The sequence below is a fragment of the Clostridiales bacterium genome (assembly GCA_025757645.1).
Lineage (GTDB): Bacteria > Bacillota > Clostridia > Oscillospirales > Oscillospiraceae > CAG-103.
This window is the reverse complement of record CP107216.1, coordinates 71,252-89,843: the sequence shown is the minus strand read 5'-3', so window position 1 is coordinate 89,843 and position 18,592 is coordinate 71,252. Positions and strand designations below refer to the sequence as shown.

Here is an 18,592-nt window from a genome sequence, read left to right as displayed (position 1 = left end):
GAGTGTTACATTTTGTTGCATTTGTGTAAATAAAATGTGCATTTTTTCGTGCCCATGCGCGCACGACCCGTTGCAAAAGCGGGGTACGTCCTGTATACTGGCCGTGTAGACATTGTTACCGGAATGTCCATTTCGGAGGGAGGAACCATATGAAAAAACGAGTGTTGTCGCTGCTGCTGTGCTTTGTGCTCGCGGCCGGACTGCTGAGCGTGTGCGCCCCGCCGGCGCAGGCGGGCACGATCGCGGGTGCGTTCGAGGACTTCATCAAGCAGCCGGATCAGATCAAAAAGCTCTTCGGCAACGAAGTCGCCCACGGCGACTGCGGCCCCGCCGGGAACGAGGCCAGCGTACATTATAAAATTTACGAGGTCACGAACCCCACGGTCGTGCAGGACAACCCCTTCCTGCAGCAGGTCTGGCAGATCCACGACTATCGCGAGGACGCGCAGTATTACGGCGTGTACATCTTCGGCGACGGCCCGATGGCGGACTACGCGGTCAAGGGTCAGAAAGCCCCGTGGATGGGCAACGTGGAGGTCACGGAGTATAACGACAAGGGGCAGAAGCTCGGCGCGACCGTCGTGGAAAACCTCGGCGAGGAGTATCTGGCTCTGGCCTATATCGCCGGTGCGACCACCGAGGAGTGGGATGGAAAAAAACAGTCGTTCACCGGCGTCACGAACGTCGGCGACCGCGCCTTCAAGGACTGCCAGTACCTGACGTGCATGTTCCTCGACGACGGCATCGCCACCATCGGCGACCATGCGTTTTATGCGGACGAGTACCTCTCGGCCATCAACATGCCGCGCAAGCTCGAGCTCATCGATCAGTACGCCTTCTACGGCTGCGACACGCTCACCTTCGTGCGCGCGGGCGCCTGCAGCCGCCTCAAGCGCATCGAGGATCATGCGTTTTACAGCTGCACCATGCTTGCCGAGCTGCGCCTGCCGAACTGCCTGACGTATATCGGCCCGTGGGCCTTCGCGTGGGACCGCATCCTTGGTCAGGAGGACACGACGCTCGGCCTGCCGTCGAGCCTGCAGGTCATCGACACGGGCGCGTTCGCGTTCGTCAACCACCACAAGAAGCTCAACATCCCCTCGCAGGTCACGAGCATCGGTGACTACGCCTTCATGTGCGACTATTATATGGAGGAGCTCACCTTCAGTCCCGGAGACAAGAAGCTCACGATCGGCAAGGCCGCGTTTGCCGGCGATAACCACATGAAGTCCGTCGATCTCTCCAACCGCGTCGCGCAGATCGACCGCTGCGCCTTTGCCGGCTGCGAGCTGCTCGAGGAGGCTTACTTCGGCGACAAGATCGACACGATTCAGGCCCGCGCCTTCACCAGTGTGGACGCCGCGCTGCAGCGCGCCATCGAGTTGGTACTCAAGAGTGTCATCGCCCCGGACGATCCGGATGGGAACGAAGAGATTGCGGGCGACATCAGCTCCGGCCTGACCCAGATCGCAAAGGTCACGCAGCTCAAGCGCGCCGTCTTCAAAAACAACCCCGCCAAGAGCATCTACGGCGCGGCGGACTCCAACCGTTCCTTCCCGGATGACTGCGTGGTCTATTACACGCAGGGCAGCTACACCTGGGCCGCCGAGCTCAAGAACGACGGCACGTGGCAGGGCTACAAGACCGGTCTCTGGCACGGCGACCACATCGCCCAGTTCGCCGACACGGTCGTCGCCCCCACCTGCACCAAGCAGGGCTACACGCACCACGCCTGCACGGTGAAGGGCTGCACCTATGCCCCTGTGGACGACACCTATGTCGCCGCCACCGACCACACCTGGGTGACGCAGACCTACCCGGCCTCCTGCACCGAGCAGGGTACGGTGTTTTACAAGTGCTCGGCCTGCGGCGCGACCCGCACCGAGAAGATCGCCGCGCTCGGCCATGACCTGAGCCGCTGCGATCTGCTCCCGGACGCCACCTGCACGAAGCCCGGCCGCGTCGTCGGCACGTGCGCGCGCTGCGGCGTGAAGATCGACGAGGTCATCCCCGCCAAGGGCCATGACTACAGCTATGCCGACGTGCACACCGACCCGACCTGCACCGAGCCCGGCCACTACAAGGGCACGTGCCCGCGCTGCGGCAAAGATTATAACGATACCATCCCCGCCCTCGGCCACGACTGGGGCGAGTGGGTCGTCACGCAGGAGCCGACGTATACGACCACCGGATACCGCTATCACATCTGCGCGCGCTGCAACACGCGCGTGGGCGAGGACATCCCGAAGCTGCGGGACCATACCTGGGATTCCGGCATCGTGACCACGAAACCGGACTGCATTCATGCTGGTGTCCGCACCTATACTTGCACGGACTGCGGCGCGACGAAGACGGAGACAATCCCTGCAACGGGTGAGCATACGTTTGTTGCCAAGGAGATTCCGGCCACTTGCACGACGGGCGGTTATATCCTGTGCACATGTAGTGTCTGCGGCACGACACAGCGATATGACGCTTCAGAACCGCTGGGACACAAATGGAACAGCGGGACAGTGACAACGAAGCCGACAGAAGATATGGCAGGTGTCCGCACCTATACCTGTACTGTGTGCGGGGATACCAAAACGGAGACGATTCCGGCGACCGGTGTGCATGTGCATACTTGGCAGCTGACAAAGCGTGCTCCTGCAACTTGCACGGAAGATGGTTATGACCTGTATACATGTGCAAAATGCGGAGCTGTAGAACACCGCAATGAAGTGGCAGCGTTTGGCCATAAGATGAATGCAGGAGAGGTCGTTATTAAGCCGACTGCAACAACATCCGGGGTTCGAGTTTATACTTGTTCCGTCTGTGGAGAGACAAAGGCAGAAACCATTCCTGCTACCGGTTTGCCGTCTGTCTGCCCCGGCGGGCCGACCTGCCCGGGCTACGCCTTCCGCGATATGCCCGCGCCGGGCACCTGGGCGCACGCGGGGCTGGATTACTGCATCTACAGCGGCTATATCAACGGCCTTTCGGCCACGACTGTCGACCCGAGCGGCACGTGCACGCGCGCACAGCTCGTGTGCATCCTCTACCGCATCCAGGGCGAGCCGAAGGTCGTTGAGGGCTATGAGCTGGCCAAGCTCCGCGCCCCGTTTGACGATGTGCCGCGCGGCCAGTGGTATACCAACGCCATCTTGTGGGCGAAGCTCACGGGCATCGTCAACGGCACGAGCGCCACGACGTTTGACCCCAGCGGCCAGATCACGCGCGAGCAGCTCGCCGCCATCCTGTACCGGTACACGGCCAAGTACGCGCCGGACGCCACCGGCAACGCCGCCTCGCTCGCCGCTTACCCCGACGCCGGCAGCGTGTCGGCCTATGCCCGCGACGCGATGGCCTGGGCCGTCGGCAACGGCCTTATCAAGGGCCTTCCGCACGACAAGACGGACTATCTCGAACCCGGCGGCAGCACCACGCGCGCGCAGGTCGCAACCATCCTCATGCGCTATAAGCAGGCCACGGCCTGAGCGCAGACACAGCACGCAAAAGTCCCGGAAGCGTTTTCGCTTCCGGGACTTCTTTCCTTCACGCGGTTTACATAACTATTTTTCAGTGAAAGGCACGACAGCGACTGATTGCAGCGAAACCGGCGCTAAGTTTACATAACGCTTAACCCTTCCGCCCGCGCAGCATGGCCGCGATCGTCACAGCGCTGTAGCCGCTCTGCTCCCAGAGGTCGTTGGGCACGGTGCCGCCGTTGCGCAGGATGAGCGTGATCTGCCGCCGCGCCTCACTGCGCGCGGCCTTGTCCGCTGCTTCCTGCGCGGCCTTTTCCTCCTTGGCCTTCTTGTCGGCGGCGGCCTTGCGGTCGGCCGCGTCTTTGGCCTGCTGCTGCAGCTTGCTGTCCGCGCGGTCGTAGTCCGCGTCGTCCATGTCGAGCAGCGCGGCGATCTGCGCCTTCGTCACGCCATCGCGGCTGTCGGCCGCGTCGAGCATCGCGTCGATCGCGCTCAGGCGCGTCTTGCGTTCGCCGTTGTAGCGCTCGTAGGCGAGCTGCGCCAGCTCCGGCAGCTTGCCCGCGAGCATCGCGCGGTAGTATCCGCCCGCCTGCTGCGCCGCCGCCACGGCCGCCGTCGAGGCCCGTCCGCCCGTCAGCGCGGCCGCCGCGCCGAGGGCGTTGGCCGATGCGAGATCCGCCTGCCGCTCATACTGCTGGCGGTAGGCGGCGTAGAGCTTGTCCGATGCCGGGTCGTAGTCGAATTCCTCGCCGAGCAGCGCGTCGAGCATCTGGTCGATGCGCGCGCGCTGTCCGGTCGTGTCGCGCTCGGTCAGCAGGGACTCTGCCTGGCGGCGGTGCGTGTCGTCGTAGTCCGGCACGTCCTCGAGCGGCAGATACTGCGCGTAGTCGTTCGACTGCGTCACATCGGTCATGCCCTCGCCGCGGATCTTCGCGTTGCGCTGCTGCTCATAGATCGCGGCGGCCGCGTTGTCGCCGCGCTGCGCCGCCCGCTCCATGAGCGCGGCGTAGTCGGTGTCCTTGTCGTATTTGTATTTTGTGGCCATAAGGTCTCCTTTCTTCAGTGCTGCGGTCCGGCGGCGGTCTCCGTGCGCGCGAGCGACAGCAGCCGCCACGCCCCCGTGCCCGTCAGCCGCAGGCGAAAGTGGTCGCACCGGCGCGGCAGCACCGGCAGCGTGACGGAGCGCTTCGCGCCTGCCGCCACGGTCGCCAGCGTGTGCCACACGCCGTCGGAGTCATACTGCACCGCCGCCGTGACACTTGCGCCTGCGTCCGCCTCCAGCCGCAGCTGCACGCGCAGCAGGCGCTTGCAGTCCGGGCTGCCGCTGACGAAATCGCCCGTCTCCAGCATGCTCTCCAGCTGCGCCGTGCTGCCCGTGCCGAAGCGCCAGACGCCGCTCGGATCCTGCGCGTAGAGCGCGCCGTCGTGCCGGGCGAACCCGGATGCGTGAAATGCGTCCTCGCGGCTCCACAGGCCGCTGCGCGTGTCGTATACGAACAGGTGCCATGCGTTTTGCGGATCGTGCGCCGAGAGATACCAGCGCGTACCGTCCGTGCCCGCCGCGCCGGCCGTGAGCGTGCGCCCGAGCGCGTCGCCGATGCGCACCGGCCGTCCGCCGGAGGTGCGCGCCGGCCCGGCGGGGGAGAGATAGTAGAGCGTCTCCGCCGCCGTCACGAGCGAGCGGCCGGAGTTTTTCTCCGTGCCGAGCGCCGCCGAGGCGATGAGCTGGAAGTTGCCCGGCTTCGTGCCGTAGAGCCGCCAGAGCCCGTCCGGCTTGAGAAACACCACGCCGCTGCCCGTCGCCGCGCAGCCGGAAAAGTTGCCCGGCGTGCCGACGTCCACGCTCCATGCCGCCGTGGCGACCGTGCCGTTTTCGTCCGCCTCGTACCAGTACCAGCTCAGCGGGTCGCCGAGCTTCGTGCACCAGACGGTGTCCTGCGCGCAGGCCCAGATGCGGTTGGCGTATGTGCATGCGTGCAGCGCCATGGGCATGCGCCGCGTGACCGTGATGTGCTCGACCGCTCCGACGGCAGAGAACGTGTCGGGGTCGAACACGAGCACCGCGCCCGCGATGGCGCGGATGATGTAGGTGCCGTTGTCCTCCGGCGTGGAAAAGCCGCTGAACGTCACGGCGTCGCCCACGCGAAAGGGCGTGTCGATGCCGTTCGCGCTGCCGCCGCCGGTCGGATAGGTCAGCGTGCGGCCCGGCCGCGTGGAAAACAGCGGCGCGTCGGCTGCCGAGCCGTTCGTCATCTCGTAGATGCCGCCCTCCGGGCAGCCCGGCCGGTGGTCGTAGCCGCGAAAGTCGGTCTGTACGCGCCGCGTCACGGGCATGGCGCGGGGAAATGTGGGTAGATGCATTGCCTGCCTCCTTACTGGTTCGTGGTCTGCCCGCTGCGCAGCTCGGCGCGCAGCCGTTCGAGCGCGGCGGGGTTGAAGTTCTCGCGCCCGAGGTTCGTCAGTGTGTACTGCAGCGCCTCCAGCAGCCGGACGATCGTCTCCTCCAGCGCCGTCACGCGCGCGTCGAGCCCCTCGGCGCCGGTGCGCTCCGGCAGCGGGAAATTCAGCGGGGAAAAGTCCGTCATGCCGCGCCGCCTCCGTTCCCGTCTCCGCCGCCGCGGTCGGAAATGCCGGCGCGCAGGGCGGCGATCGCCCGCATGAGAAACTGCGGCATCGGCGCGCCGAGCGCGCCCGCGTTTTCGGCGATGCTGCCCAGCTCCGTCAGCAGATACCACGCCGTCACGAGCGGGCACAGCAGCACGTCGTAGTCGATGCCCAGCCCCGGCACGCTGCCGAGCAGCACGCGCAGGGCAAAGTCCAGCAGCGCCGCCACGAGCACGCCCGCCACGCTGCCCGCCTTGTGCCACAGGCCCTCGCGGGCGGCGCGGCTGCTCCACGTTCCGGCGCGCAGGGCGGCGGCGCTGCCGGTGGCATAGTCGAGCAGCATGGCCAGAAACCATGCCGCCGCCAGCCAGCCCGTCCAGCCCCAGAAGGCCGTCAGCGCTGCGGCCGCCGTGCAGGCGGCCGCTTTGATCGTTGTGAGTCGGTCCATTTATGTCTCCTTTGCCTGATCGACCATCCGCTGGCACACGATCAGCGTGCGCAGCATGTCCGGCGAGAGATCCAGCTCGCCGCGTTCATTGCCCCGCAGTGCGCCGCGGTCGATGAGCCGCTGCGCATCGCTGCGCGCCCACGCGGGCATGTCGTCGATTTTGTTGTATCGTGTCATGGGTCCTTCCTCCTCTTCGTTCGGGTGTTCCGGCATCAGCGTGGCCAGAAATGCCGTCCACTGCGCCGGGTCGTCCACCCACGGCATGGGGCAGCGCTTGCCCGTCACGTCGTAGTGCCGCACAACGTGCTCCGTGTCGATGCCATAGCGCTGCATGATGCCTTTTGCCAAGGTCGCGGCGTTTGCCACGGTCTCCGGCAGGATGTAGTAGCTGCCGTCGGCGCGCTTGCGGCTGCACATCTCGATGCCGATGCTGTTGGCATTGCGGCACTCGGGGTGCCAGTACGCCCGCGCGCCGCAGTGCCACGCCGTGTCGCACTCGAGCACGGACTGCATCGCGCCATACTCGTCGCAAAAATAGTGCGCGCTGGCCTGCAGGCCGCCCACGCGGTGGTAGTAATCGCAGTTGTTGCGCGCAGTGTCGCCGTTGTTTGCCGTGTAGTGCATCACAATGTACCGCACCGGCTGCGTGCGCCCGGCGCGGTAATTTGACGGATCGCAAGAAACAAATTCCATCAGCTGTTACCTCCTTCATCTCTGCATCTCATCAATCCGATGCTGTAGGGCATCCTGTAAAATCAACAAGAGGCTCTTTTGAGGCTTATATGATTTCTTCGTTTGTAGTAACAATTACATTTTCCAGCGTGTCGTAGAGCACGATTGAAAAATAGGCTGCGCCATTTGAGCTGGTAAACTCAAAATCGGCAACTCCATTGGCAGCATTAAAGTTTATAACAGGCCCTGCTTGGCCTTTTTCGATATTGGCCAAAGATGTATATCCGACTTTGACTTGGGTTCGGTCAGACTTGAAAAACTTGATAGATTGATATGACACATCAGTGTTCCCTTTCCATCGAATACGCACGACATCACCCTTTTTGACCGGGAGCAAGCCCGTGATATTCGTCCCTGAGTGTGCAACAGGTGCACCGCTGCTGCTATTGTATCGCATATTTTTATACATAGGCGTATGCCCGATGACGTTTCCATCCATGTCAATCGCGGCATCAAGCAGGTTTGTATATGCTGGGGCTTGGGCTACAGCGGTTGCCGTGATAACAATATCGCCGATCACCTCTGGAATAGCTATGACCCCATCTTTGTAAAATGTGGACACGTCCTCACCTCCCATCATGATTTTTACATTACTGACTTCGCACCCCGTGTCGGCAGTTATCGCAGTACAATAAGACTGCCCGTCGATGACATACGCGCGTGGGTTGCTACTTGTGCATTTTGTCAAAGCGACCCGTACAGCTCGCCTCAGCACGTCCGTGCTGCCACGCAATACAGCAGCAGTCACGTCCTTCCCGCCCATCGTCACTTTGATGGATTCAATCAATTTGCCGTTCGTGGGAGTGATGCTTGCTACGAACGGCTGGTACTGCTGCACAGATGCCGCTCCGTTGCTGACTGTGACATCAGTGAGTGTTTTTGTGATGCTGTACGTTGCGATATCTGCCGTCACTGTCTCCGGCGTCCCGTCGATCATAGCTGCTCGGAAAGCGTTGATTTTTTCGATTGTAATGCCGCACGACACCATAAAATTAACCACCTTATCGCGGAATGTCGCACCAGGATAGGCATTCAAGTAGTTAATCTCGCGCGTCCACGGCGTTTCGTTCCTGCGACGGGCTTCCGCATCTGTGCTGACGCCAGAATTAAAACTCGAGAGTTCGTAATCCTTATCACAGTCGGATTGTGATACCCCAAGTATCGCTTCGCACAGCAGAGCGACCACGCCCGTTCGATCTGCGCCCGCAGAGCAGTGGAAGTATGTCGGCTTGTTTGCGATGACATAATCGAAGAGCGGGTCGAAGATCGCCTTGATATTCCCGCTTGACTTCTGATACGCAAGGTCGTTCCATGTCATATCAACCCACAGCATATCTACGGTCGGTCCAAAGCCACTTTCTGTCCTGCCGTTCAGTTCAGACGCAAAACGCAGGTCAATTTCCTTGAGGATTCCGAGCATATCAATCGCCTGTTGTCTGCCGTCATCGGTCAGATATCCATACATCTCGCCGCCCCTGAAGAGCAGCCCGTACTTTACCCTGCCACCATCGCAATCCCAGCCTCCAAGATCGCGCACGTTGCCCACGTTCAGCAAATGAATCATGCGGCACGCTCCGGTCGGTTTAATGACGCCCTGCTGGATAACTTTTCCGCCAACAAGCAGCACAAAAGTTGATATCGAGCCCGGTGTGCAGTTATAGATTGTGATTGCTCCTGCGCTGACCGGCTGCGAAACACTGTTACCTGTGTACCCGTCCACGATTGTCAGCGTTCCGGCGGACTTCATCACAATGTCTACGCCAACAGGTCGGTTTGCGCTCACTGTCGTCACATATTCGGGTATCTGCGAGACAGCGTAGTCCGAGGGGTCGTAAGTGACGTTTTTCAGATACCTGTCTACCTCTGCGCGGCACTGGTCAAATGTGTACACTTCGGTTTCCACTCCGGTGTTCAAGCAGCGCCTCACAGCATCGCCCATCTCCGCGACTTTGTATTTCGTTGCAGTGCCATTTTTCTCGCGGATAGCTGCTGCAATGTCCTGTACGGCGGTTTCTTCGTAGAGCTTTTTCATCTCAGTAGCTCACCTCCGTGCCATCAGGCAGGGCGGCTATGACGCTGTTGACAATCTCCTGCTTATCAGCTACCGTCCAATAGTCCGTGCCTCTGACAGGTGTCTTACCGGGTGCGCCGGGTTCGCCTTTTTCGCCGGGATCGCCCTTGTCCCCGCGGAACGCGCCGGAGTCCTTTGCCGCCTGCAGCGCCGTGTTCACGGCCGGGCCGAGCGCGGCGGGGGAGACCTTCGCGTCCCACGCGGCGGCCCGCGCGGCCGTGATGCCGTCGAGCACGCCCTTGTTTTCGTGCATGTGCCGGGCGGCGCTGTTGGCGGCGATCTGCGCCGCCGCGCCGGGGGTCGCGGCCGCGGTACCGTTCGTGCGCTGATACCACTTGGCGTACTCGTCGAGCGCCGCGTTAAAGAGCATCATGCTGTCGGCGTAGTGCGCCGTCTCGTGCGCGGCGTAGTCGCACATGGCGATGACGTAGTACACGTACAGCCGGTCGAACGGCGCGGGCACGAGCAGCACGGTGCTGCGCGCGGTGTCCGCGTCATAGGTGATGCACGCCTCGGGCGCAGTGCCGAGGATGCGCGTCTGGATCATGCTCTCGCATTCGTTGAGCCACAGCAGCTTTGCCGCGTCGTCCCATGCGTTGGGGCAGATCGTGTCGATGCGCGTGAGCGCCTGCTGAAGCGTCGCCATGGTCAGAGCCCCAGCGCACCGCTCTCGGCGGCAAAGCGGGCGGTCTCGCGCTCGATGAGCGCGCCGGTGCGCGCGTCCTGCGCCTCACCCTGGGCGAGCACGAGCGCGAAGCGGCGCGGGATGATCACGTCCTCGCCGCGCGGGATGCGCACGGTCTCGCCGTTGACGGTCACGACCTTGTCCTCCTTGTAGCTGCCGTTGTCGCGGAACAGACGCACGGTCACGGGTTCGCTCAGCCAGGCCTCAGCGGCGGCGCGGTCGGTCTTTTTTCTGGTTGCCATAGTTGTTTCCTCCTTGTTGTAGGTGCGCCTCCCGCCGCGCGGGCGGGAGGCATGGGTGGATTTCTTTACTCGGTGTAGGTGCTGCAGGTCTCGATGCGGCGGATGGCGCTGTCGTCGAGACGCACGGCGACCTTCGTGGCCTTCCAGCCGACGCTTGCGCGCTGGTTGAGCGGGTCGCCCGTGCCGGCAGAGCCGAGCTGCTTGACGATGTGCTCCAGACCGCCGCCGGTGATCTCGGTCGTGCCGTAGCCGTCGGCGCCGAGCACGAGCGTGACGTACACGTCGCGGCCCTGCGCGCCGGCCTCGCCGGGGTAGATGATGGCGTTGTCCTCGGCCGTGACGGCGGCGTCGACGGTCATGGAGCTTGCGGTGTTGGCCGTGACGGTCACGCACGCATTGCCGATGAGTACCTGGCGGCCGACGAGTGCGCCGGCCTGGACCGTGCCGCCGTCGAACGGGAAGGTGGTCTTGCCGCTCACCGCGCCGGCCGTGAGCAGGGTGCGGCTGTCGCCGGCAAGATCGGCCGCGTGGAAGATCTTTGCCTCCGTGCTCTCGACGAAGCGGCAGCCCTCAATCTTGCCGATCTCGCCCTCGTACATGTGCTCGGTGTCAACGTACTGGTGGGGGGCGAGCCACTTCGGGTCGTTCATGAGGTCATAGGCCACGTCGGGGTGGATGATGACCGGGAACGCGCCGTCGATGCGGCGGCAGTTGGCGTTTTTGAGCGCGCGCACGGCGCGGCGGATGCAGTCGACGGTCAGGTAGTTGTTGTCGGCGGCGCTGGCGTTGCCGCCCTGCAGCAGGTAGCGCGCGGACACGGACTCGTCGGCATACTGCACGTTGTCGCCGCCGACGAGCACCTCGCGGGTGATCGTGTCGAGCGTGCGGCCGGCCTGCGCGCCGAGCAGCTTCGTGGCCATGGTGAGGTTGTTGTCGATGGCGGTCAGCAGCAGCAGGTCGCTCATCTGGATGTAGCCGCCGTACTGGCGCACGGCCGCCTCGACGGTGGTCATGCTCAGGCTCTGGCCGTCGGGGGTCACGCCCTCGGTCAGGGCGGTCAGCGCCTTGCCGAGCGGGGCGAAGCGGCGGAACTGGATCGTCTTGCCGCCGTTTGCGGGGATGGGGTGCTTCTGCGCGAACTGGTCGTGCACGAGCTCGGGCTCGGCCGCGTCGATGAGGTAGTCCGAGTAGAACGTCTTCATCTCCTCGGTCAGGCTCTGCTGGGTGGTCACCTGCGTGTTTGCGTCAAACAGGCGCAGGTCCATGTGGATGTTTTCCATACTCATGTCTCCTTTTTTCTCTGCTGTCCGCTTCCGGGGACAGCGCCGGGGCAGCGCCCGGCCGCTGCGCTGCCGTTGGGTTTTGTCTCCTGCGCGGGGACGCGGCCGGTGTCCTCCGCAACGTGGCCGGGGTAGGCCGCGGCGAGCTGCCGCAGGCCTGTCACGGCCACGGTAAACGCCGCGCGCACATCGGCCCGGTCGTCCGCTGCGATGGCTGCGTGCCCGGCGCAGAGCGCGCGCTGCACGCCCTGCGCGCCCAGCGCATCGAGCGCGCCTGCCAGCGCGCACACGAGCGCCGACGCCCCGGCGCACACGATGTCTCTGCCCGGGCAGAAGTCTGCGTGGCCGTCCGCGCGCAGCACGCACCGCCCGTCCCGGCGGATGTACGCGAAGCGGGTCACAGGCTCAGCTTCACGCGCTCGCCGCGCTCCGCGCGCGCGGCGAGTGCCGCGCGGTCGGCGCGGCTCATGCGCGACACGTCCGGCCGCACCACGATGCCGGCCCCGCCGCCGCCCAGGCCGTTTTCGGCCGGGCGCAGGCCGCGGGCGCGGATGTGTTCGGCCACGCGCTGCTCGGCGCTGCGGCCCGCGCGCACGCAGGCCGCCTCCAGCAGCGCCTGCGCGTGCAGCGCGAACCACGCCGTGCGCACGTCCACACCGGCGCGCAGCAGCGCGCAAAACTGTGCATCGCTCAGCGCTGCGCCCAGGTCAAAGTCCGGGCACTGCGCCGCCAGCTCGTCCGCCTCGCGCGACCAGCGCGCGGCGGATTCCTCGGCCGCGCGGCGCGCCCGCTGCTGGGCCTTGCGCTCGATCGCGCCGCGCAGCGCGCCGACGGTCACGGCCTCCTCGGCCGGCGCACGCGGCGCGGCCGTTTCGGGTGCTGCGGATGCGCTCTGCTCCGGCGCGGTGGGGATGTTTTGTTCGTTCATACTCTGTGCTCCCTTCTGCCCTCAGCGGGCGCTCGCTGTGATGACGCGGTTTTTCTCTGCCTGCGCCCGCAGCAGCGGGTCGGCGGACGTGTCCGTGCCCGCGTCCGGCGTCTCCGGCTGCGGCGGCACGATGCTGCTGCGCACGGCCTCAAGCACCTTGTCGCGCCCCGGAAACTGCATCATCTCCAGCATCGGCACGGCCTGCTGCGCGAACGCGGGGTTAAACACGCCCAGCTGATACAGCTGCCGTGCCAGCTCGTTTTGTGACGCGGTCGCGTACGGGCTCTCCTTCTGCGCGTGCACCGACACGTCGAATGCCGGCGCGCGCAGCAGCGCCATGCCGTCGGCGTCCATGCCCACGGTCCTAGCCTGCAGCCCGGCGTTGGAGTACGTGCAGAACGCATAGCCCTGCGCGCCCGGCGCCGCCACGCGAAACGGCCGCGTCTCGGTGTAGTACGCGCGGATGAGCTCGATCACGAGCTCGACCACGCGCTCGAACGCGCGGTAGCTCGCGCGCAGCGTGTCACGGCTGGACTTGCTGCCGGCCTCCTGCAGCGCCGCGATGGCGCTCGCCGCCGTCACGCCGCCGGACACGCTGCCCTGCGTCACGTCGCGGCTGTTGCTCGTCTCCTTGAGCTCGTCGATCTTCAGCTGCAGCATGTTCACCCACTGGCCGTCGAGGTTGTAGAGGCTGATCTGGCGCAGCCGTTCGTCGTCGATGCTGCCCTCAACCTCGACGAGCGGCTTCGACCAGTCGAGAAATTCCTGCGCGTTCACGCCGCAGCCCTTCTTGACCCAGAAGCGCGGGGTGGAGGCCTTCATGCTCATCTCCAGCAGGTTGCCGCTCAGGCGGTCGATGTACTGCTGCGGGTCTTTGCTCACGGCAATCATGCCGAAGCCGCACGGCGTGCCGGCCTCGGGGTAGAGCACGTCGAACACGATCGGGTACTGCCCGTGCGGGTAGAAGCCGCCGGCCATGGCGGGGTCGTTCTCGCTGGCGTAGAGCAGGTCGCGCCCGGTGAATTTGATCAGGTGCAGCGCCGTGCCGCCGCCGGGCAGCGGCTTTTTGTAGTACCAGTCGACGACGATACTCTTGTTCGAGGTGTCCACCGCGTCGTCATACAGATACTGCGCCAGCTCCACGCCGCAGTTGCCGGGCCGCGCGTCGGGCCAGGCGGCGGAAATGTCGTCGTTGTCCATGAGCGCGCACACGAAGAGGTTGCGGCTGGCCTGAATGTCCGTGATGCCCGGCTCCCAGAACAGGTTCAGCAGGTCGAGCTGGCGCACGGCCACGTCGCCGAGGCCGTTGCTCCCGGCGCTGTCCCAGAACACGCCGTAGGCCGCGCACCCGTGCTTGAGCTTGTACCACCACGCATCGGACCACACCTGCTCAAAGTGCGTCTTTTCCAGCACGGCCGGCACGATGGCCGACAGCGCCTTCGCGTCCGGTTCATCCTGCTCGCTGCGCGGCAGGATCACCGCCTCCGGGAAGCTGTCCATCGCGTCGGCGTGCTTCGAGACAATGGCGTTGAACAGCCACGCGCTCGTCGGCTCTACCACGTCGCCGCCCTGCTCGCGCCGGCGGTCGCGCAGATACTGCCAGTGCCGCAGGCGGTACCACTGCTCGTCGGCGATGATGCGCGCCTCGAGCGCGCGCTTGCCGTCCTTGTACCGGCGCAGAAGCTCCGTGCCGCGCGCCACGTCGTCCGGCGTGATCACGGGCGCGGCCATGTCCGGCCCGGCCGCCTCTGCCGCACCTGCCGCCGCATCCGCCGCGCGGTAGGGCATGGGGTTCGTTTTCTCGTTTGTCATAGACTCTCCTTTGCTGCCGTTTCCGGCGAAATGGTTTACATAACTTTTCGCATTTTGCGAGAAAAAGAGACTGCCGTCGCAGTCTTTTTATGTTTACATAACTAATAACTGCTCAGCGGGTCGAACACTTTCGGCGTCCGTTGTACCACGGGCCGCGGCGCGATGGGGTCGGACTGGCACAGATACCGGATCTCGTCGGCGATGTGGTCCTCCTGCCGCGTGTCCACGTCCTCGGGCGCGTGTGCGTCGTAGCGCAGCAGCGGCAGCGTGCGCCGCGTGTCCCGGCAGTTGCGGAAGACATACAGCATTGGCAGCCCGGCAGCGTCGAACGCCAGCCGATAGTGCACCTGCATCCAGCCGGGCAGGCGCTTGTGGTCGCCCGGCTCGAAGTACACGCCGTACCGGTCGGCAATGTCGGCGATGCTGTCGCCGCGCGATGCGTCCCAGATCGCGGGGTCGGCCACGCCGCGGATATCCCGGCCGCGCAGATAGGGGTGCGTGGCCTCCGTGGTGCGGATCTGCTCGAAGATCTGCTCCGGCGTCCAGCGCACGCCGGTGTCCGGCTCGCCGGGCACGCAGCCGTAGAGCTCGAGGATGCGGTACAGCCGCCCGTCGAAGTCCACCGCCCACCAGCCCACGGAAAACGGCTTGGCGTACCCGAAGTCGAAGCTGCGGTACACCCGCCACGTGTTCGGAATGTCGAACGGCTCGATCACGTGCGTCCACTTCCCGTCGGCGTAGTGCGCGGGGTCGTCGCGCCACTCGGCGAATACCTGCCCCTCGTACACGTTCCAGTCTCCCTCAAGATGCGCGCGCCGCCGTGCGGGCGGCAGCGCCTCCAGCCGCTTGAGATAGCCGGGGTCGCGCTGCATGAGCACCTGGTTGTCGTAGACCTTCGCCGGGATGAACACATAGTCTGCCGGGTCTTCGCCGTCGTGAAACGCGCGGTCGATGAACAGGCGCTTGATGTAGGCGTGGCCCGGCCCGCCGGGGTTGCACGTGTAGTAGATGCGCGGGGCGAAGTCCGTGCGCGTCGTGCGCAGGCAGGTGGCGATGAACGTCAGCCAGTCGGGCTCGAAGTTCGTCGCCTCCTCGAAGCCGATCACCTCGTACTCCTGCCCCTGATACTGGGCGCAGTCGCTGTCGCTGTCGCAGTAGCCCATCACGAGCCGCGACCCGTTCGGGAACCGGAACGCGCGCTCCGCGCCGCTCCACGCGGCATAGCCCGCCAGCTCCCGCTGCAGCGGCAGGATGTGGTTGGCGCGCAGCTCCGGCAGCGTCCGGCGCAGCAGCAGCAGCTTCAGCCCCGGATAGCGCATCGCCAGCAGCACGAGCTTGCGCCGCATGGCCCAGCTCTTGCCGCCGCCGCGCGCCCCGCCGTAGGCGATGTTGGCCGCCTCCGCGCGGAAGAACGCCTGCTGCCGCGGGTTCGGCGTCTCGCGCCGCAGTACCTTATAAATATAGGGTTCGTTAATATAGGGTTCGTTTTTGCGTGCCATCGCGCCTCCTCACTACCGACTCCACTGCTCGAGCGCGCCCTCGAAGCGCAGCACCTCCGGCTCGGCCGCGCCCTCGTCCTTCGCGGGCGCGGCCTTGCCCCGCTCGTGGCCGAGCACCATGCCCGCCGCCTTGAGCCGCAGCTCCGGCTTCACGGACGCATCGGCCACCATGGCCGCCAGCTGCTCGAGGATGCGCTCCTTCTCGTCCTCGAGGTCGATCATGTCGCGCGCTCCCGGTACGAGAGCACGTAGTCCTCGCCGTCGGCAGCCGCCGCAAATTCGTAGGTCTCCAGCGCGTCGTGCACGGCCTGCTTCGGCAGCCGCAGCGTCGCGCCGTCGCCGCAGCGCACGCACAGCGCAGCCAAAATCGCGCCCGACAGGCCCAGCAGCTCCTCATACGCCGCGCGCTGCTCGCGCAGCTTTCGCCGCAGGTCGGTGTTCGTCTGCTTTTTCATGTACCATCCTCCTTGTTTTCTTCCATGGCCGCCGCGCGCAGCCGTGCGCGTCGCCGCCGCTGCCGCTCGCGGCTGGCCGCCCGCTGGTCGATCAGGCGGCCGGTGTAGTCGCCCCAGTCGTGCAGCCGCCAGTCCGCGTCCACAAACCCGGACGTGCGCAGCGCCACCGCGAGGTCGCCGGCCCGGCGCTCGCTGAACTGGCAGATCTCCGCCAGCTGCCTTGCCGGCAGGGCGGATAGGTCGCCGTCCGGCGCATTGTCCAGTGCCCACAGCCACAGCAGGCACATGTGCCCGAGTGCCGCCGGCGTGCGCAGCCCCAGCGCGTCGCGCAGGGCCAGCAGCTTGCGGTGCTGCGGCAGCGACTGGTGCAGTTCAATCCATGCCATGCCCCGGGCCGCGCCCGGCCACGGATCGTTTCCGTTTTTTCATTCCGGCGGTCCCTCACCTCCTTACGGTTTACATAACACTGCTCCTCCGCCGGTTCGGCGGCATTTTCCCCGCCGAAGCGGCAGCTTTGGCTGTGGAAGCCGCGCATTTGCCCGGCTTCGCGCCGGAGATCGGCTGCGCTTGGCCGCACAGTGTCGGAAGCGGCCCCTTCTATTTCCATTTTATTATGCATTTGCATATATGTCAAGTGAAATATTATGTACGTCACGAAAAATATTCCGCACCGTCCGCGCACGTCCGCGTGATCGCGACCGGATTCTCCGCCTCATAGGTTTACATAACGCCATTTTCGGATTCTGTCGAAATCTCTGCGTCCCCACTTTCCGCGCCAAAACCGGGCGCAATTTGCCCGCCGCGCCCCACGAAAGTTGGCAGAGAAAGCAAAAAAGGTTGCAATTCCGTAACAGCTGGTGTAAGATAAACAATTGTGTGTATGCGTTATGTCAACAACCAGGCAAAATACCGGAACATAAGGAGTCATCTATGAAGAAACGAATCCTCAGTCTGGCGCTGACGCTGTGCCTGCTGGCGGGGCTGCTGCCCTGTCTGACGGTGGGTGCTGCGGCGGCCGACCGGGTCGATGCCGCGCCCTATGCGAGCGTGGAATATACGAAAAACGCCGACGTGAAGACGGGCACGGTCCGCTACGTCTGCCAGGTGCCGGCCTACAGCGATCTGTTCTGCTCGGATTACTGGGGCAGCTACACGAACTATGCCAACCACGAGTGCTTCACGGCGTGCATCTCCATGGCGCTGTCGTACCTCGGCCTGGACGCCACGCCCGGCGCGCTCGGCGATTACTGGCGCAGCCGCGGCCACTCCGGCACACCCTTTGCCACCACGCCGGATGACGTCGCCTTCAGCGGCGCGACGTACAGCAAGACCTCGCTCGCCGAGGGCATCGCGCGCTACGTCGACGGCGCGGGCAGCTACAGCCCGCCGATCATCCACCTCAACGGCTACTCGGCCAACGGCCACTATGTCATGATCATCGGCCAGATCTCGGCCACGGAGTACCGCGTGCTCGATCCGGCCGTGAAGTCGATCTATTCCATGACGCTCACGAACGGCAGCACCGTGCATTATTTCAAGGGCAGCGAGCGCGTCACGGAGGCGGTGCAGTACTACTATCCGGTGCACCACTGGAGCGCCTGGACGGCCATCGAGACGGACGACGGCGCCGTGAACATGGAGCGCACCTGCGTCGACTGCGGCAAGACGGAAACGGCCAGGATCCCGGATCCCTGCGTCGGTGACGAATACTGTGCCGGCGGCGTGTTTGACGATATGCCGGCAGCGAGCAGCTGGATGCACGAGGGCATTGACTATTGCGTGCTCTTCGGTCTTATGAACGGCGTCGGCAAGAACCAGTTCGACCCCATGGGGCAGACGACGCGCGCCATGCTCGTGTCGATCCTCTATCGGATGGCCGGCGAGCCGGACGTGTCCGAACTGCCGGAGGCGCCGTTTGTGGACGTTTCGGACGACACCTGGTATGCTGCCGCCGTGCGCTGGGCCTATGCCAACGAGGTCGTGCTCGGCACGGACGACACGCACTTTGCGCCGGATGCCCGCCTCACGCGCGCGCAGCTGGTCACGATGCTCTACCGCGCCTACGGCCCGGAAAAGGGCGTCCGCCCGCGCCCAATCGGCGGCTATACGGACTGGAACACCGTGCCCGACTGGGCGTATTCCGCCACGACGTGGGCGGTCTCCATGGGCATCCTTTACGGCACGAGCAGCACGGAGCTCAGCCCGAATACCGGCGCCAACCGCGCGCAGCTTGCCCTGTTCATGATGCGCACCTGCCGCCTGCAGGGAGAGCTGGATTCCTGAAAAATCCGGACAAACGGGTAGAATCGTTTCGCAAAGTGTGCAAAAATGTTACATCATCGCAATAATGACCAATGAATTATGGTGAC

General features: G+C 64.7%; 18 protein-coding genes. 2 read left to right on the top strand and 16 right to left on the bottom strand.

The genetic code is table 11. The features are described from left to right. The first annotated feature begins 149 nt into the window (after positions 1-149). On the top strand, positions 150-3,476 hold the full coding sequence (locus OGM61_00475) for a leucine-rich repeat protein (GenBank protein ID UYI84579.1): 3,327 nt from the start codon (positions 150-152) through the stop codon (positions 3,474-3,476). Between the two features lie 142 nt (positions 3,477-3,618). On the opposite strand, the gene OGM61_00470 is transcribed toward OGM61_00475, so the two are convergent. The 16 genes from OGM61_00470 to OGM61_00395 form a co-directional block, all read right to left on the bottom strand. Beyond that, the gene (locus OGM61_00470) at positions 3,619-4,512 is read right to left on the bottom strand and encodes a hypothetical protein (protein UYI84578.1); all 894 of its coding nucleotides are present in this window, start codon (positions 4,510-4,512) and stop codon (positions 3,619-3,621) included. Between the two features lie 14 nt (positions 4,513-4,526). Next, positions 4,527-5,828, bottom strand: coding sequence for a hypothetical protein (locus OGM61_00465; protein ID UYI84577.1), 1,302 nt, complete (start codon positions 5,826-5,828; stop codon positions 4,527-4,529). Positions 5,829-5,839: 11 nt separating this feature from the next. Beyond that, a complete protein-coding gene (locus tag OGM61_00460) occupies positions 5,840-6,052 on the bottom strand; it encodes a hypothetical protein (GenBank protein ID UYI84576.1) in 213 nt (70 codons plus the stop codon). Next, positions 6,049-6,519, bottom strand: a complete 471-nt coding sequence (locus OGM61_00455; protein UYI84575.1) for a phage holin family protein — start codon at positions 6,517-6,519, stop codon at positions 6,049-6,051. The genes OGM61_00460 and OGM61_00455 overlap by 4 nt, the downstream gene beginning before the upstream one ends. Then, positions 6,520-7,212, bottom strand: a complete 693-nt coding sequence (locus tag OGM61_00450; protein ID UYI84574.1) for an N-acetylmuramoyl-L-alanine amidase — start codon at positions 7,210-7,212, stop codon at positions 6,520-6,522. A gap of 85 nt (positions 7,213-7,297) precedes the next feature. Beyond that, positions 7,298-9,283, bottom strand: a complete 1,986-nt coding sequence (locus OGM61_00445) for a tyrosine-protein phosphatase (protein UYI84573.1) — start codon at positions 9,281-9,283, stop codon at positions 7,298-7,300. 1 nt (position 9,284) lies between these two features. Further along, complete coding sequence (locus tag OGM61_00440; GenBank protein UYI84572.1) at positions 9,285-9,968, bottom strand: collagen-like protein; 684 nt, start codon at positions 9,966-9,968, stop codon at positions 9,285-9,287. 2 nt (positions 9,969-9,970) lie between these two features. Continuing rightward, the gene (locus OGM61_00435; protein ID UYI84571.1) at positions 9,971-10,249 is read right to left on the bottom strand and encodes a hypothetical protein; all 279 of its coding nucleotides are present in this window, start codon (positions 10,247-10,249) and stop codon (positions 9,971-9,973) included. A gap of 65 nt (positions 10,250-10,314) precedes the next feature. Beyond that, positions 10,315-11,529: a N4-gp56 family major capsid protein gene (locus OGM61_00430; GenBank protein UYI84570.1), complete on the bottom strand. Its 1,215-nt coding sequence runs from the start codon at positions 11,527-11,529 to the stop codon at positions 10,315-10,317. Between the two features lie 2 nt (positions 11,530-11,531). Beyond that, the gene (locus tag OGM61_00425) at positions 11,532-11,930 is read right to left on the bottom strand and encodes a ribosomal-processing cysteine protease Prp (protein UYI84569.1); all 399 of its coding nucleotides are present in this window, start codon (positions 11,928-11,930) and stop codon (positions 11,532-11,534) included. Continuing rightward, a complete protein-coding gene (locus OGM61_00420) occupies positions 11,927-12,457 on the bottom strand; it encodes a hypothetical protein (GenBank protein ID UYI84568.1) in 531 nt (176 codons plus the stop codon). The genes OGM61_00425 and OGM61_00420 overlap by 4 nt, the downstream gene beginning before the upstream one ends. Positions 12,458-12,478: 21 nt before the next feature. After that, positions 12,479-14,269, bottom strand: a complete 1,791-nt coding sequence (locus tag OGM61_00415) for a hypothetical protein (GenBank protein ID UYI84567.1) — start codon at positions 14,267-14,269, stop codon at positions 12,479-12,481. Between the two features lie 101 nt (positions 14,270-14,370). Further along, complete coding sequence (locus OGM61_00410) at positions 14,371-15,768, bottom strand: phage terminase large subunit (GenBank protein ID UYI84566.1); 1,398 nt, start codon at positions 15,766-15,768, stop codon at positions 14,371-14,373. Positions 15,769-15,780: 12 nt separating this feature from the next. Beyond that, positions 15,781-15,990, bottom strand: a complete 210-nt coding sequence (locus OGM61_00405) for a hypothetical protein (GenBank protein UYI84565.1) — start codon at positions 15,988-15,990, stop codon at positions 15,781-15,783. Further along, the gene (locus tag OGM61_00400) at positions 15,987-16,223 is read right to left on the bottom strand and encodes a hypothetical protein (GenBank protein UYI84564.1); all 237 of its coding nucleotides are present in this window, start codon (positions 16,221-16,223) and stop codon (positions 15,987-15,989) included. Before OGM61_00400 ends, OGM61_00405 begins: the two co-directional genes overlap by 4 nt. Beyond that, complete coding sequence (locus OGM61_00395) at positions 16,220-16,609, bottom strand: hypothetical protein (protein ID UYI84563.1); 390 nt, start codon at positions 16,607-16,609, stop codon at positions 16,220-16,222. Before OGM61_00395 ends, OGM61_00400 begins: the two co-directional genes overlap by 4 nt. Before the next feature lie 544 nt (positions 16,610-17,153). On the opposite strand from OGM61_00395, the gene OGM61_00390 reads away from it, so the two are divergent. Beyond that, entirely contained in the window at positions 17,154-18,506 is a 1,353-nt protein-coding gene (locus tag OGM61_00390; protein ID UYI84562.1) for an S-layer homology domain-containing protein, read from the top strand. Positions 18,507-18,592: the final 86 nt, after the last annotated feature.

Coding starts and splice junctions, on each gene's coding strand:
- OGM61_00475 (UYI84579.1), top strand. CDS start 150: ATGAAAAAACGAGTGTTGTCGCTGCTGCTGTGCTTTGTGCTCGCGGCC.
- OGM61_00470 (UYI84578.1), bottom strand. CDS start 4,512: ATGGCCACAAAATACAAATACGACAAGGACACCGACTACGCCGCGCTC.
- OGM61_00465 (UYI84577.1), bottom strand. CDS start 5,828: ATGCATCTACCCACATTTCCCCGCGCCATGCCCGTGACGCGGCGCGTA.
- OGM61_00460 (UYI84576.1), bottom strand. CDS start 6,052: ATGACGGACTTTTCCCCGCTGAATTTCCCGCTGCCGGAGCGCACCGGC.
- OGM61_00455 (UYI84575.1), bottom strand. CDS start 6,519: ATGGACCGACTCACAACGATCAAAGCGGCCGCCTGCACGGCGGCCGCA.
- OGM61_00450 (UYI84574.1), bottom strand. CDS start 7,212: ATGGAATTTGTTTCTTGCGATCCGTCAAATTACCGCGCCGGGCGCACG.
- OGM61_00445 (UYI84573.1), bottom strand. CDS start 9,283: ATGAAAAAGCTCTACGAAGAAACCGCCGTACAGGACATTGCAGCAGCT.
- OGM61_00440 (UYI84572.1), bottom strand. CDS start 9,968: ATGGCGACGCTTCAGCAGGCGCTCACGCGCATCGACACGATCTGCCCC.
- OGM61_00435 (UYI84571.1), bottom strand. CDS start 10,249: ATGGCAACCAGAAAAAAGACCGACCGCGCCGCCGCTGAGGCCTGGCTG.
- OGM61_00430 (UYI84570.1), bottom strand. CDS start 11,529: ATGGAAAACATCCACATGGACCTGCGCCTGTTTGACGCAAACACGCAG.
- OGM61_00420 (UYI84568.1), bottom strand. CDS start 12,457: ATGAACGAACAAAACATCCCCACCGCGCCGGAGCAGAGCGCATCCGCA.
- OGM61_00415 (UYI84567.1), bottom strand. CDS start 14,269: ATGACAAACGAGAAAACGAACCCCATGCCCTACCGCGCGGCGGATGCG.
- OGM61_00410 (UYI84566.1), bottom strand. CDS start 15,768: ATGGCACGCAAAAACGAACCCTATATTAACGAACCCTATATTTATAAG.
- OGM61_00405 (UYI84565.1), bottom strand. CDS start 15,990: ATGATCGACCTCGAGGACGAGAAGGAGCGCATCCTCGAGCAGCTGGCG.
- OGM61_00400 (UYI84564.1), bottom strand. CDS start 16,223: ATGAAAAAGCAGACGAACACCGACCTGCGGCGAAAGCTGCGCGAGCAG.
- OGM61_00395 (UYI84563.1), bottom strand. CDS start 16,609: ATGGCATGGATTGAACTGCACCAGTCGCTGCCGCAGCACCGCAAGCTG.
- OGM61_00390 (UYI84562.1), top strand. CDS start 17,154: ATGAAGAAACGAATCCTCAGTCTGGCGCTGACGCTGTGCCTGCTGGCG.